Origin of the sequence: Streptomyces sp. NBC_00016 (assembly GCF_045040885.1) — a bacterium.
GTDB lineage: Bacteria > Actinomycetota > Actinomycetes > Streptomycetales > Streptomycetaceae > Streptomyces > Streptomyces coriariae.
In genome coordinates this window covers 3,232,572-3,246,976 of sequence record NZ_CP108304.1, presented here as the reverse complement: position 1 = coordinate 3,246,976, position 14,405 = coordinate 3,232,572, and the positions used below count along the sequence as shown (strand labels likewise).

12 protein-coding genes are annotated in these 14,405 nt (G+C 71.0%); 8 read left to right on the top strand and 4 right to left on the bottom strand.

Annotated elements, in window-relative coordinates:
- The first annotated feature begins 41 nt into the window (after positions 1 to 41).
- Together ilvC and serA are read left to right on the top strand one after the other, a co-directional pair.
- Positions 42 to 1,040 (top strand): ketol-acid reductoisomerase, encoded by a 999-nt coding sequence (gene ilvC, locus OG933_RS14180; RefSeq protein ID WP_020131430.1) that lies wholly within the window; start codon positions 42 to 44, stop codon positions 1,038 to 1,040.
- 232 nt (positions 1,041 to 1,272) lie between these two features.
- Entirely contained in the window at positions 1,273 to 2,862 is a 1,590-nt protein-coding gene (serA, locus tag OG933_RS14175) for a phosphoglycerate dehydrogenase (protein WP_020131431.1), read from the top strand.
- Positions 2,863 to 3,041: 179 nt separating this feature from the next.
- On the opposite strand, the gene OG933_RS14170 is transcribed toward serA, so the two are convergent.
- On the bottom strand, positions 3,042 to 4,634 hold the full coding sequence (locus OG933_RS14170; protein ID WP_405627343.1) for an MFS transporter: 1,593 nt from the start codon (positions 4,632 to 4,634) through the stop codon (positions 3,042 to 3,044).
- Positions 4,635 to 4,731: 97 nt separating this feature from the next.
- On the opposite strand from OG933_RS14170, the gene OG933_RS14165 reads away from it, so the two are divergent.
- The gene (locus tag OG933_RS14165; protein WP_362531335.1) at positions 4,732 to 5,322 is read left to right on the top strand and encodes a TetR/AcrR family transcriptional regulator; all 591 of its coding nucleotides are present in this window, start codon (positions 4,732 to 4,734) and stop codon (positions 5,320 to 5,322) included.
- A gap of 37 nt (positions 5,323 to 5,359) precedes the next feature.
- Here OG933_RS14165 and OG933_RS14160 read toward each other — a convergent pair whose 3' ends face one another.
- Complete coding sequence (locus OG933_RS14160; RefSeq protein ID WP_362531337.1) at positions 5,360 to 6,544, bottom strand: helix-turn-helix domain-containing protein; 1,185 nt, start codon at positions 6,542 to 6,544, stop codon at positions 5,360 to 5,362.
- A gap of 181 nt (positions 6,545 to 6,725) precedes the next feature.
- Here OG933_RS14160 and OG933_RS14155 point away from each other — a divergent pair, with 181 nt between their 5' ends.
- Both OG933_RS14155 and pruA read left to right on the top strand, forming a co-directional pair.
- Complete coding sequence (locus OG933_RS14155; protein WP_362531340.1) at positions 6,726 to 7,652, top strand: proline dehydrogenase family protein; 927 nt, start codon at positions 6,726 to 6,728, stop codon at positions 7,650 to 7,652.
- Positions 7,653 to 7,843: 191 nt separating this feature from the next.
- Positions 7,844 to 9,484: an L-glutamate gamma-semialdehyde dehydrogenase gene (pruA, locus tag OG933_RS14150; RefSeq protein ID WP_405627341.1), complete on the top strand. Its 1,641-nt coding sequence runs from the start codon at positions 7,844 to 7,846 to the stop codon at positions 9,482 to 9,484.
- An 85-nt stretch (positions 9,485 to 9,569) separates the two neighbouring features.
- Here the strand turns inward: pruA and OG933_RS14145 are convergent, their stop codons facing one another.
- Both OG933_RS14145 and OG933_RS14140 read right to left on the bottom strand, forming a co-directional pair.
- A complete protein-coding gene (locus OG933_RS14145; protein WP_362531346.1) occupies positions 9,570 to 10,454 on the bottom strand; it encodes an alpha/beta hydrolase in 885 nt (294 codons plus the stop codon).
- 43 nt (positions 10,455 to 10,497) lie between these two features.
- Entirely contained in the window at positions 10,498 to 11,502 is a 1,005-nt protein-coding gene (locus OG933_RS14140) for an NADP-dependent oxidoreductase (protein ID WP_405627340.1), read from the bottom strand.
- Positions 11,503 to 11,605: 103 nt separating this feature from the next.
- On the opposite strand from OG933_RS14140, the gene OG933_RS14135 reads away from it, so the two are divergent.
- From OG933_RS14135 to OG933_RS14125, 3 genes are all read left to right on the top strand, one after another.
- Positions 11,606 to 12,514 carry a LysR family transcriptional regulator gene (locus OG933_RS14135; RefSeq protein ID WP_405627339.1) on the top strand — a complete coding sequence of 303 codons (909 nt, stop codon included), beginning with the start codon at positions 11,606 to 11,608 and terminating at the stop codon, positions 12,512 to 12,514.
- Between the two features lie 220 nt (positions 12,515 to 12,734).
- Positions 12,735 to 12,866 carry a hypothetical protein gene (locus OG933_RS14130; RefSeq protein ID WP_362531355.1) on the top strand — a complete coding sequence of 44 codons (132 nt, stop codon included), beginning with the start codon at positions 12,735 to 12,737 and terminating at the stop codon, positions 12,864 to 12,866.
- A gap of 196 nt (positions 12,867 to 13,062) precedes the next feature.
- Entirely contained in the window at positions 13,063 to 14,106 is a 1,044-nt protein-coding gene (locus tag OG933_RS14125; RefSeq protein ID WP_362531357.1) for a 3-isopropylmalate dehydrogenase, read from the top strand.
- Positions 14,107 to 14,405: the final 299 nt, after the last annotated feature.

The window sequence follows — 14,405 nt, the reverse complement described above, 5'->3', positions numbered from 1 at the left end:
ACGGTGGGACGCAACACCTGCACTCAAGGAGAGAACCCAAAGTGGCCGAGCTGTTCTACGACGCCGACGCCGACCTGTCCATCATCCAGGGCCGCAAGGTCGCGGTCATCGGATACGGCAGCCAGGGCCACGCCCACGCCCTGTCGCTCCGTGACTCCGGTGTCGACGTCCGGGTCGGTCTGCACGAGGGCTCCAAGTCCAAGGCCAAGGCCGAGGAGCAGGGCCTGCGCGTGGTGACCCCCGCCGAGGCCGCCGCCGAGGCCGACGTCATCATGATCCTCATCCCGGACCCGATCCAGGCCCAGGTCTACGAGGAGTCCATCGCCCCGAACCTGAAGGACGGCGACGCGCTGTTCTTCGCCCACGGCTTCAACGTGCGCTTCGGCTTCATCAAGGCCCCGGCCGGCGTCGACGTCGCCCTGGTCGCCCCGAAGGGCCCGGGTCACCTGGTGCGCCGCCAGTACGAGGAGGGCCGCGGCGTCCCCGCGATCGCCGCCGTCGAGCAGGACGCGACCGGCAACGCCTTCGCGCTGGCCCTGTCGTACGCCAAGGGCATCGGCGGCACCCGCGCCGGCGTCATCAAGACGACCTTCACCGAGGAGACCGAGACCGACCTGTTCGGTGAGCAGGCCGTCCTCTGCGGTGGCACCTCCGCACTGGTCAAGGCGGGCTTCGAGACCCTGGTCGAGGCCGGCTACCAGCCGGAGATCGCCTACTTCGAGTGCCTGCACGAGCTGAAGCTGATCGTGGACCTCATGTACGAGGGCGGCCTGGAGAAGATGCGCTGGAGCGTCTCCGAGACCGCCGAGTGGGGCGACTACATCACCGGCCCGCGGATCATCACCGACGCCACCAAGGCCGAGATGAAGCAGGTCCTCGCCGAGATCCAGGACGGCACCTTCGCCCAGAACTGGATGGACGAGTACCACGGCGGTCTGAAGAAGTACAACGAGTACAAGGACGCGGACTCCGAGCACCTGCTGGAGACCACCGGCAAGCAGCTGCGCAAGCTGATGAGCTGGGTGAACGAAGAGGCGTAAGGCCTCGGGACGGGGGGCCGGAGCAGATCGCTCCGGCCCCGTTGTCCATCCCGTCCACCACGGACGGGTGATCCTTCCGCGGAGGCGTGAGGCGACCTCCGTGGCAGCACTACACTGCTGGACTAATACGCGTCAGGCCCACAGCGTCGTGCGTCTTCCACGCGGCTAGCCCCTCCTCCGCCTGCGGCCGTCGGGACGGCCGTCCGCACGCTTTGGACTTGTGAGGACTCACGTGAGCTCGAAACCTGTCGTACTCATCGCTGAAGAGCTGTCGCCCGCGACCGTGGACGCGCTCGGCCCGGACTTCGAGATCCGGCACGCCAACGGAGCGGACCGAGCCGAACTGCTCCCGGCCATCGCCGATGTCGACGCGATCCTGATCCGCTCGGCCACCAAGGTGGACGCCGAGGCGATCGCCGCCGCGAAGAAACTGAAGGTCGTCGCACGAGCCGGCGTCGGCCTGGACAATGTCGACGTTCCGTCCGCCACCAAGGCCGGCGTGATGGTCGTCAACGCCCCCACCTCCAACATCGTGACCGCCGCCGAACTGGCCTGCGGTCTGCTGCTCGCCACCGCCCGCCACATTCCGCAGGCCAACGCCGCGCTGAAGAACGGCGAGTGGAAGCGCAGCAAGTACACGGGCGTCGAGCTGGCCGAGAAGACCCTCGGCGTCGTCGGCCTCGGCCGTATCGGTGCGCTCGTCGCGCAGCGCATGTCCGGCTTCGGCATGAAGGTCGTCGCGTACGACCCCTACATCCAGCCCGCCCGCGCCGCGCAGATGGGCGTGAAGGTCCTTTCGCTGGACGAGCTGCTCGAGGTCGCCGACTTCATCACCGTCCACCTGCCCAAGACCCCCGAGACGGTCGGTCTGATCGGCGACGAGGCGCTGCGCAAGGTCAAGCCGAGCGTGCGCATCGTCAATGCCGCGCGCGGCGGGATCGTCGACGAGGAGGCGCTGTACTCGGCGCTGAAGGAGGGCCGCGTCGCCGGCGCCGGCCTCGACGTGTACGCGAAGGAGCCCTGCACGGACTCCCCGCTCTTCGAGTTCGACCAGGTCGTGGCCACCCCGCACCTCGGCGCCTCGACCGACGAGGCCCAGGAGAAGGCCGGTATCGCGGTCGCGCGTTCGGTGCGCCTCGCCCTCGCGGGCGAGCTGGTGCCGGACGCGGTGAACGTCCAGGGCGGTGTCATCGCCGAGGACGTCAAGCCCGGTCTGCCCCTCGCCGAGCGCCTCGGCCGCATCTTCACCGCGCTCGCGGGTGAGGTCGCGGTCCGCCTCGACGTCGAGGTGTACGGCGAGATCACCCAGCACGACGTGAAGGTGCTGGAGCTGTCGGCTCTCAAGGGTGTCTTCGAGGACGTCGTCGACGAGACCGTCTCGTACGTCAACGCCCCGCTGTTCGCGCAGGAGCGCGGCGTCGAGGTGCGGCTGACCACCAGCTCCGAGTCGGCCGACCACCGCAACGTCGTCACGGTGCGCGGCACGCTCTCGGACGGCGAGGAGGTGTCGGTCTCCGGCACGCTGGCCGGTCCGAAGCACCTCCAGAAGATCGTCGCGGTCGGCGAGTACGACGTCGACCTCGCGCTCGCCGATCACATGGTCGTCCTCAAGTACGAGGACCGTCCGGGTGTCGTCGGCACCGTGGGCCGGGTCTTCGGCGAGGCGGGCATCAACATCGCCGGCATGCAGGTCGCCCGCGCGGCGGTCGGTGGCGAGGCGCTGGCCGTTCTGACCGTCGACGACGCGGTGCCCGCCGGGGTGCTGGCGGAGGTCGCCGAGGAGATCGGCGCGACGTCCGCTCGTGCGGTGAACCTCGTCTGAGGTTGCCGCACGTACTGGGGGCTGCCGCCCCCAGGCCCCCGCTTCGGCCCTGAAGGGGCCTCGTCCTCAAACGCCGGACGGGCTGGATCTACCGGGCGTGGCTCGAAGCTGAGCGTTGCTCGAAAGCAGGAGCCGGGCGGGCTGGAGTGATCCAGTCCGCCCGGCTCCTTTTGCTGGTGTCACTTCGTGTCGTCGACCCGGATCCGCCGCAGCGTGACCGAAGCCGCTGCCGCCGCTCCGGCGAGGAGTACCGCCCCGGCGATCGCCGCGCCGTGCATGCCACTGGTGAACGCCTCGCGTGCCGTCGTCGTCAGGGCGTCTCCCGTGCGCCCCGGGAGACGGCCCGCCACCGCCAGGGCGCCGCCGAGGGTCTCGCGGGCCTCGGCCGGGGCCGTGGCCGGGATGTCGTGGCGGTAGATCGCCGTGCCGATGGAGCCTAGGACGGCCATGCCGAGGGCGCCGCCGAACTCGGTGCCGGTCTCCAGCAGGGCGGCCGCGGAGCCCGCCCGTTCGACCGGGGCCGCGCCCAGCGCCAGGTCCGTCATCTGGGACAGGACCATGACGATCCCGCAGGCCAGGACCGCGCAGGCGGTCAGCACGAGCCACATCGAGTCCGTACCGGCGAGGGCCAGCAGCGCGTAGCCGCTCGCGCCGATCGCGAAGCCGGCCGTCACCACGTAGGCGCGGTCGACGCCCTTTTGGACCAGGGAGGTCGCGACCGGGGCCGCCAGGCCGATCGGCACCGAGGGGAGCAGCGCCCACAGGGCCGCTTCCAGCGCGCTCCTGCCGAGGACCGACTGGAGGTACTGGGTGGTGAAGAACGCCGAGCCCAGCATGCCGAAGGCGGAGACCAGATTGAGGGCGAGGGCCGGGGCGAAACCGCGGCCGCGGAACAGGGCCGGGGAGATCATCGGTGCGGCCGTGGTGCGCTGGCGGTGGACGAAGAGGACCGCGAAGAGCAGACCGACGGTGACCGAGACGACGTACTGCGCGTGCCAGCCCTCGGAGGGGATCTCCTTCAGGCCGTAGATCACGGGCAGGACGGCGGCCATCGACAGCGGGACGCTCGGCCAGTCGAAGCGGCCGGGGGCGGGGTCGCGGGACTCCGGCAGCAGGGCCGGGCCGAGGACGAGCAGCAGGACCATCGCGGGCAGGTTGACCAGGAAGACCGAGCCCCACCAGAAGTACTGCACCAGCAGGCCGCTCATCACCGAGCCGAGCGCGATGCCGCCCGTCATCACCGCGGACCACATGCCGATGGCCTTCGCGCGCTGGCCCGGGTCGGTGAACATCGTGCGGATCAGGGCCATCGTCGCGGGCATCAGGGTCGCGCCGCCGATGCCGAGGACCGCGCGGGCCGCGATCAGGGTCTCGGCGCTGTTCGCGTACGCGGCGGTCAGTGAGGCGGCGCCGAAGGCGGCGGCGCCGATCATCAGCAGCCTGCGGTGGCCGATGCGGTCGCCGAGCGAGCCCATCGTCATCAGCAGGCCCGCCAGCACGAAGGCGTAGATGTCGAAGATCCACAGCTGCTGGGTGCCGGTCGGCCCCAGGTCCGCGCTGATCGCCGGGATGGCGAAGTAGAGGACGGAGACGTCCATGGAGACCAGCAGGAGCGGAAGCATCAGCACGCCCAGCGCGGTCCATTCACGGCGGCCGGCGCGGTCGGCGCGGCCTGCGGGAGATGCGGGAGATGCGGCGGTGCTCACCGTGTTCGTCGCGTCGGTCGAGTCGGTCGCGTCGGTCGCGTCGGTCGAGTTCGTCGGGTTGGTCATGACGGTGACTGTACGAGCGTCTTAAACGCGTGTCTAGAACGCTTGTATAAGTCATGCGTCTAGGACGGCTGTATGGATCGGGGGTAGGGTGGCGGGCATGGGACACCGTGAGGATCTGCTCGAGGGCGCCAAGCGCTGCCTGCTGGAGAAGGGGTTCCTGCGTACGACCGCGCGGGACATCGTCAAGGAGTCGGGGACCAACCTGGCGTCCATCGGCTACCACTACGGGTCGAAGGACGCGCTGCTGGTGCGGGCGTACGTCTCGTTGATCGAGGGCGCCGGCGACGAGTTCGACCCCGGGTGGGGGGCGGGGGGCGAGATGACGGCGGCCGCCGGGTCGCTGGAGCGCTTCCAGGAGGTGTGGGCGAGCATCATCGGGTCGGTGCCGCGGACGCGGGCCGTCTGGCTGCTGAGCTTCGAGCTCATCGTCCAGGGCGACCGGCTCCCCGAGGTGCGCAAGCTGCTGGCCGAGGCGCAGGAGCAGGGCCGGTCGGGGATCGTGCCCATGTTCAACGGCGTCCCGGAGGACGAGCTCGACAAGGAGACCGTCGACACGGAGGGCCGCTTCTACCAGACGCTCCTCAACGGGCTCATGGTCCAGTGGCTCTTCGACCCGGACTCGGCGACCGATGCGGCACAGCTCACCGAGGGGCTGCGCCGGGTGATCGCGGGCGCCGCTGAGGCCTGATCCGGGCGGGTCGTCCGGGCGGGCCCGGAGCGCCGGCTCAGGGCAGCCGGGCCGCCTTGAGCGTCATGTGCAGGAGCAGCCGGTCCTCGCCGTCGTCCAGATCCAGGCCGGTCAGCTGTTCCACCCGGGACAGCCGGTAGTAGAGAGTCTGCCGGTGGATGCCCAACTCGGCTGCCGTGCGGCCCGCTTGGCCCGCGCAGTCGAGGTACACCTCGGCCGTGCGGGCGAGTTCGCGGTGGGCGGGGGCCAACAGGGTCCGTACGGCGGGGTCCTGGGCGCTCTCCCGGGGCAGGGCGGTCAGCAGGCGGTAGGGGCCGATGGACGCCCACCGGGCGACCGGGCCGAGGCCGGGCTCCGCGAGCGCCGCCCGCGCCGACGCCGACGCCTCCTGCCAGGCGGCGCCGAGTTCCGCGAGGCCGGCCCGCCCGGCGGCCACTCCCGCGGCGGACTCTCCCGCCCGCTCCAGCAGCCGGGCCGCCGCCGTCGTCGCCGGGGTGAGGGTGTCCGTCGAGCGCAGGCGGACCAGTAGCGCCAGGGACTGGGACGCGGTGCCCCACGGCACGGTGCACAGCGCCGTCGCCCCCGGCAGCGTACGCAGCGAGGGCGCGTCGTCCGGGTCGGCGGACGGCCAGGGCGTCACGCACACCACCGTGTGCGGGCCGTCCGCGCGGGCGCCGAGCGCGGTGCGCAGCTCCGCCACCGCCATGTCCCGCTGCCAGTCGGGCTGCGCGGTGAGTACCGCCCGCAGCTCGCGGGTGAGGTCCGCGCCGTGCTGGGCCTCGTCGGCGAGCAGGGCGCCGATCCGGCCGGTCACCCCCATCGCGGCCGCCAGCTGGGCGTCCGAGGGCCCGGGGTCGTCGTCGAGCAGCCAGACATAGCCGAGGACGACCCCCCGGTGCCGTACGGGGAGGCAGACGCGCCCCCGGTACACCCCGGCCTCCGGGGTCGGCGGGATCCGGACCGGGCCGGTCGCGCGGGTGATGCCGAAGCCCTCGAACCAGGTGCGGACGGCCGCCGTGGAGCGCCGGGTCAGGATCGAGCGGGTGCGCACCGGATCCAGCGCCGACGCGTCGAGCTCGCCCTCGCTGTCGTAGGCGCCGAAGGCGATCAGCTCGAAATCCCGGTTCTCCAGGGTCGCGGGAGCGCCGAGCAGCTCGGAGATCTCGTCGACCAGCTCCTGGTAGTCACCCGCGTGATTGAAGGATGGAGCATCGGCTGTCACTCAGGCATTCTCCCGCATTTCCGCACCTCTTCATACATCTGTCTGAGATCCGCGGCAGGGATGCGTGACAGCTGTCGATGGCCCACGATCGGAGGGATCCTTAGGTTTCACGGTGGTTCTCCGTGCCGTTCCCCGATCGTCGGGCAACGGCCTCGTATGGGTTGGTATGTGGAGGTGCCCCGTGCTGGGTCCCGTGATTCTCGCCGCTTCGCGCAGCGACCGGATGCGACGCCTGATCTCGGCGGCCCCGGTGACGAAGCAGGTCGTGGACCGCTTCATCCCCGGTGAGACGGTCGACGACATCGTCCCGATCGTCGAGGAGCTCACCGCCGGGGGGCTGGAGCTGACGATGGACGTCGTGGGCGAGGACATCACCACGCCCGAGCAGGCCGCCGCCGCCCGGGACGCCTACCTGGCGCTGATCGACCGGCTCGCGGAGCTGGAGCTCGGCGAGCGGGTCGAGATGTCCGTCAAGCTGTCGATGTTCGGCCAGGCGCTGGAGGGAGGCCACGAGCTGGCCCTCGGCAACGTGCGGCCGGTCGTCGAGGCCGCCGCGGCCATCGGCACCACCGTCACCCTCGACGCCGAGGACCACACCACCCTCGACTCGATGTTCGCCATCCACGAGGAGCTGCGGAAGGACTTCCCGCAGACCGGCTGTGTCATCCAGGCCTACCTCTTCCGCACCGAGGCCGACGCCCGCCGTCTTGCGGCGAGCGGCAGCCGGGTACGGCTCGTGAAGGGCGCGTACAAGGAGCCCGCCGAGGTCGCCCACCAGCAGAAGCACGAGATCGACAAGGCGTACGTCCGGATCCTGCGCACGCTGATGGAGGGCGAGGGGTACCCCATGATCGGGTCCCACGACCCGCGCCTCATCTCCATCGCGCAGGAGCTCGCCCGCAAGGCCGGGCGCAAGCTGGACGAGTACGAGTTCCAGATGCTGTACGGCATCCGCGGTGACGAGCACCTGCGGCTGGCGGCCGAGGGGCACCGCATGCGTGTCTACACCGCCTACGGCACCGACTGGTACGGCTACTTCATGCGCCGGCTCGCGGAGAAGCCGGCCAACCTGCGTTTCTTCGCCCGCAGCATGCTCACCCGGGGCTGAGACACGATGTCGGCGCCGCTTTTCTGCCGGGGTCCGGGGGTCGTCCCCCCGGGAAGGCGCAGCATGCGCCGGCTCGCGGAGAAGCCGGCCGACCTGCGGTTCTTCGTCCGTTGATGTCCGTTCGATGATCAGCAAGGGCTGAGCCCGCACCCCCCGCTCGAAACACCCGCTCAGAAGGAGTAACGGAAGACATGGACGCGGTAACCCAGGTCCCCACCCCCGTCAACGAGCCGGTGCACGGCTACGCCCCCGGCTCGCCGGAGCGCACCCGGCTGGAGGCCAAGCTCAAGGAACTGGCCGACAACCCGATCGACCTGCCCTGCACCATCGGCGGCGAGCAGCGGATGGGCGGCGGCGAGCGCTTCGACGTCGTGCAGCCGCACAACCACAAGGCCCGCCTCGGCACCTACGCCAACGCCACGCGGCAGGACGCCCAGGACGCCGTCGACGCGGCGCTCGCCGCCGCGCCCGCCTGGCGTGCGATGTCCTTCGACGACCGCGCCGCGATCATCCTGCGCGCCGCCGAGCTGCTCGCCGGTCCCTGGCGCGAGACGCTCGCCGCCTCCACCATGCTCGGCCAGTCGAAGACCGCCCAGCAGGCGGAGATCGACTGTCCCTGTGAGCTGGTCGACTTCTGGCGCTTCAACGTGGCCTACGCCCGCCAGATCCTGGCCGAGCAGCCCCCGGCGAACTCCCCGGGCGTCTGGAACCGCCTCGACCACCGCCCGCTCGAGGGCTTCGTCTACGCGATCACGCCGTTCAACTTCACCGCCATCGCGGGCAACCTGCCGACCGCGCCCGCGCTGATGGGCAACGTGGTCGTGTGGAAGCCGTCGCCGACGCAGACCCACGCCGCCGTCCTGCTGATGCAGCTGCTGGAGGAGGCCGGGCTGCCCAAGGGCGTCATCAACCTGGTCACCGGCGACGGGATCGAGGTCTCCGAGGTGGCCCTGAACCACCGCGACCTCGCCGGCATCCACTTCACCGGCTCGACCAAGACCTTCCAGTACCTGTGGAAGACGGTCGGCGCCAACATCGAGAAGTACCGCTCCTACCCGCGTCTGGTCGGTGAGACCGGCGGCAAGGACTTCGTCGTCGCCCACCCGAGCGCGGACCGCGCGGTGCTGAAGACGGCGCTCACCCGTGGCGCCTTCGAGTACCAGGGCCAGAAGTGCAGCGCGACCTCCCGGGCCTACATCCCGGCGTCGATCTGGAACTCCGGCTTCAAGGAGGAGTTCGCGGCCGAGGTCGACTACCTCACGATGGGTGACGTCACCGACCTCTCGAACTTCATCGGCGCCGTCATCGACGAGCGGTCCTTCGCCAAGAACAAGGCGGCGATCGACCGCGCGAAGGCGGACCCGGCCTGCACGATCGTCGCGGGCGGCTCCTACGACGACTCGGTCGGCTACTTCGTCCGCCCGACCGTCGTCGAGTGCACCGACCCGGAGAACGAGGTCTTCACGACCGAGTACTTCGGCCCCTTCCTCGCCGTGCACGTGTACGACGACAGCTCGGCCGAGGCGTACGACGAGATGCTGACCCAGATGGAGTCGGTGTCGGACTACGCGCTGACGGGCTCGGTCATCTCCGGCGACCGCGCGGCCGCCGCGTACACGATGGAGAAGCTGCGCTACGCGGCCGGCAACTTCTACATCAACGACAAGTCGACCGGCGCCGTCGTCGGTCAGCAGCCCTTCGGCGGCGGCCGCGCCTCCGGCACCAACGACAAGGCCGGCGCGCCGCAGAACCTGATGCGCTGGACCCTGACCCGTGCCATCAAGGAGACGCTGGTCGCGCCGACCGACTACCCGTACCCGCACATGGGCTGACGCGTCGTCGTACAGCGGCACGGCATGACGGAGGAAGGGGCCGGGCTACTGCCCGGCCCCTTCCCGTTCTCCGACGGCGGGTGCGTCAGCGGGTGACGGCGCGGCCGAGGAAGTCGCCGATCAACGCCGCGATCTGGCCCGCGTGTGTCTCCAGGGCGAAGTGCCCGGTGGGCAGCAGGTGCACCTCCGCCCGGGGCAGGTCGCGGCGGAACGCGAGCGCGCCGGCCGGGACGAAGATCTCGTCGCCGGCGCCCCAGACCGCCAGCAGCGGGACCTGGCTGGTGCGGAAGTACTCCTGGAAGGCCGGGTAGAGCGCGAAGTTGGAGCCGTAGTCGGAGATCAGGTCGAGCTGGATCTCGGGCTGGCCGGGCCGGGCCATGAGGGCCGCGTCGTGCTCGTAGGCGTCGGGGCTCACGAGCTCCTGCTGCTCCGGCGGAACCCCGTGCAGGTACTGCCACCTGATCCCGTCCGGGCTGCTGATCTCGCGCACCGGCGCCTCGGTCTTCGGGGTCCGCTCCGCGATCAGCGCCAGCACCGGCGCCCAGGCCTGAGCCCCGAGCCCCTCCTCGTAGGCGTTGCCGTTCTGCGTGATGATCGCGGTCACCCGCTCGGGGTGGGCGAGGGCGAGGCGCAGGCCGATGGGGGAGCCGTAGTCCTGGATGTAGAGCGCGAACTCCTTCAGGCCCAGCTGCTCGGTGAACTCGCCGGTGACGGCGGCCAGTTCGTCGAAGGTGTACCGGAAGTCGGCGGGCGCCGCCGACCGGCCGAAGCCCAGGTGGTCGGGGGCGATGACGCGATGACTGTCGGCGAGCAGCGGGATCAGGTCGCGGAACATGTGGGAGCTGCTCGGGAAGCCGTGCAGGAGCAGCAGGACCGGTGCGTCGGCCGGGCCCGCCTCCCGGTAGTACACCTCGTGGCCGCGGACGGTGGTGGTGCGGTGACGGACCTGGCGGTCGGCGTGGAGGGTCATGCCACGAGTGCACCACGCGATCGCCTAACCGGTCAAGAGTCTTTTAGAGGTTAGGCTGTCGGCGCACCAGGATCTTCCCCGTGTTCCCGCCGCGCAGCATCAGCAGGAACGCGTCCACGATCCGCTCGAACCCGTCCACCACCGTCTCGTCCAGCGCCAGTGCCCCGCTCAGCAGATGCGGTACGGCGAACTCGTACAACTCCTCCTGGACGTGCGGGTGATCGCGCACCAGGAAGCCCTCCATGCGCAGGCTCTTCTCCACCATGCCGGCGTGGTCGAACACCACCGGCGGCGCGTCGGGCGTGTTGTACTGCCCGACCGTGCCGACGCGCACCACCCGCCCCCGCTCCCGCAGCGCGCCGATCGCCGCCCCGAGATGTTCGCCGCCCACGTTGTCGACGAAGACGTCGACGCCGGTGGGGGCGGCCTTCGCCAGCAGGTCGGCGACCGGGCCGTCGTGGTAGTCGAAGGCCGCGTCGTAGCCGACCTGCCGGGTCAGGTACCGCACCTTCTCCGCCGAGCCCGCGCTGCCGATCAGCCGGCCCGCCCCGAGCAGCCGCGCGAAGCGTCCCGTGGCCGTGCCGACCCCGCCCGCCGCCGCGGAGACGAACAGGTCCTCGCCCTCACGCAGCCGGGCGATGCGGGTGAGGCCGACGTAGGCCGTCAGGCCCGTGCCGCCGAGGAGGCTCAAGTACGCCGAGAGCGGCACCCCTTCGTACCGGGGGAGCCGTCTGACCTCCTCCGGGCGGACCACCGCGTGGGTGCGCCAGCCCTGGCGGTGGAAGACGATCTCCCCCTCGGGGAGGGCCGCCGGATCGCGGGTGGCGACGATCCGGCCGAGCGCGCGTCCCTCCAGCGGGGCGTTCAACTCGAAGTCGTCGTCCATCATTTCGCGGTGGTAGGGGTCGACCGACCAGTAGAGGTTCTCCACCAGGGCCGTCCCCGGGGCCGGTTCCGGGACCGGGGACTCGGCGAAGCGGAAGTGGCCGGGGGTGGGGAAGCCGGTCGGACGGGCGGTCTGCTGCACGGTGAGCGCGGTGCTGGTCATGGGAGGGGACCGTAGGCAGGAATGCGGGCGGCGGGCAGAGGGTTGCGTTCATGGAACGGGGCGACCCATGAGTCGCCCTCATGGCAGCAGGTGGGAGCCTCGCGTGAGCGCAGTCGATCTCGCGCCGCAGGAGTTGCGGACTCTGGTGGCCGTCGCGGACGAGGGGGGCTTCTCGGCCGCCGCCGCCCGGCTCGGGACCACCCAGTCGGCCGTCTCGCACGCGGTGCGCGGGATCGAGGGCAAGGTGGGGGTCGTCCTGTTCGAGCGTGGCCGGTTCGGCGCCCGGACCACCCCGGCCGGCGCCCGCGCGGTCGCCCACGCCCGACGCGTGCTGCGGATGCTCCAGACCCTGGTGGCCGAGACGCGGGGGGTCGGGGCGGCGGGTGCCGGACCGGGCCGGGTCGAAGGGCCGTTGCGCATCGCGGCCTTCCGCAGCGCGGCCCTGTATCTGCTGCCGTCCGTCCTGGAGCGGCTGGCCGCGCGGCATCCGGGGATCGAGGCGAGCGTGACCGTCGTACGGGAAGTGGGTCCGGGGACGGCCGGCGCGGTGGCCGAGGGGCGGGCCGACCTCGGGATCGCCACCTTCGGCACCAGCGCGCCGATCCCGCCGGAGCTGGTGGGGGACGTGCTGCTGGAGGAGCCGTACGCGCTGGTGCACCCGGCGGGTCACGCCGACCCGCGCTCCCTCCCGCTCGTCGACTGGACGGAGAACTGCTCGTCCTACACGCGCGCGTGGTGGGCCGCGCAGGACTGGATCCCCGCGGCGACCGTCCGCGCCGAGGACGACGGGGCGGTGCTGTCGATGGTGAGCAGCGGTCTGGGGATGGCGATCATGCCCGCGCTCTCCCTCACCCGGACGCCCTTCGGGACGGAGGTCACCGACCTCGGCCCCGAGCGGCCCACCCGTCAGGTCGGCTATGTCACGACCCCGGAGCTGGCCGCGACCGCGGCCGTCCGGGCGCTCGTCCGGGAGCTGAGGTCGTCCGCGAAACCGCAGGTCGGCATGGGGTGACCCGGGGGGCCGTCTCAGATAGTAGGAAGTCCGAGTAATTGTAGAGACAGGCGCGTGCTCCTCCCTTAGCTTTGTAGGAGCCGAACGTCTCGCTCGACCAAGCGAATGGCGGTCGTGAGCCGGGCCCCGCGCAGGCAACCCCTGCGGCCCGCTCCCCGCCCCATCCGGCGTCTCGAAACCCCCTTCCGCACTCCCTGGAATTCGAAGGAGTCGATTTCTCATGGCCGAGACGACCGTCCGCCGCCGAGTCCGCCACATCTCCCGTACGAACGAGTCCGACCGGAAGAACGCCGCCGCGGCGCTCCAGCGTGCCCTCGACCGTCGTGACAACGGCGGCGAGACCGGCCACTGAGCCGAGCCGCCCCGCAGCCCGGGAGCCGCACCCGCACGGGGTGCGACGCGGGCCCCGAACGGGACTTCGGGACCCGCGTCGCACCTCGACCCCGCACGACACCGCAGGTCCGCGCCGCCCGGTGCGCGCCGCGACTCCTCTGTCCGTATGGCGGACGGTCCATGTCATCCCCTGGGACGAGGAGTACGGTTCCCGTATGTCTCGCAGCCTCAATCTCGCAGTGATTCCCGGTGACGGCATCGGCCAGGAGGTCGTGGCCGAAGGTCTCAAGGTCCTCTCCGCCGTCCTCCCGCAGGATGTGAAGCTGGAGACCGAGGAGTACGACTTCGGCGCCCGGCGCTACCACGCCACCGGTGAGACCCTCACCGACGCGGACGCCGAGGCGCTCAAGCGGCACGACGCCATCCTGCTCGGCGCGATCGGCGACCCGAGCGTCCCCTCCGGCGTCCTGGAGCGGGGTTTCCTGCTCAAGCTGCGCTTCCTCTTCGACCACCACGTCAACCTGCGTCCGTCGAAGCTCCTCCCGGGTGTCGCCACCCCGCTGGCCGGCCAGCCCGAGATCGACTTCATCGTGGTCCGCGAGGGCACCGAGGGTCCGTACACCGGCAACGGCGGCACGATCCGCAAGGGCACCCCGCACGAGGTCGCCACCGAGGTCTCCGTGAACACGGCCTTCGGTGTCGAGCGCGTGGTCCGGGACGCCTTCGCCCGTGCCCAGGCCCGCCCCCGCAAGAAGCTCACGCTGGTCCACAAGAACAACGTGCTGGCCTTCGCCGGTCACCTCTGGACGAACGTCTTCAACCAGGTGGCCGAGGAGTTCCCCGACGTCACCACGGACTACATCCACGTGGACGCCGCGACGATCTACCTCGTCACGGACCCCGCGCGCTTCGACGTCATCGTCACCGACAACCTCTTCGGCGACATCATCACCGACCTCGCCGCGGCCGTCTCCGGCGGTATCGGCGTCGCCGCGAGCGGGAACATCAACCCGTCCGGCGAGTTCCCGTCCATGTTCGAGCCGGTGCACGGCTCGGCCCCGGACATCGCCGGCCAGGGCAAGGCCGACCCCACCGCCACGGTCCTGTCCGTCGCCCTGCTGCTGCGCCACCTCGGCTACGAAGCCGAGGCGGTCCGCATCGAGGAGGCCGTCTCCGTCGACCTGGAGGAGCGCGGCTCGCTGCCCGCGCGCAGCACCTCCGAGATCGGTGACGCGCTCGCCGTACGAGTAGCCGGCTGACCCCGCGCTGCGCGAAACCTCTCGAAGCCGCCGGGTCGCATCCGCACCCGGCGGCTTCCGCATGTCCCCCGCCGGGTGCCACCATCAACCCTGGGTCTCATTCACGCCGTTTTGGCCCTCGTCCGCCGCTTGCGATAATCGAACGTGGAGCCGCGGTATGAGGGAATGCTCGGACGTCCCAGCACCGGCCACTGGCCGTACGGGCGTGAGCGCGGCCCCGTCACTACAACCGGTGCTGCATCTTCCGGGGGACAACCCCCGGACCCCCGGCCGAAAGACGCGGGGTGGCCCAGACGCTC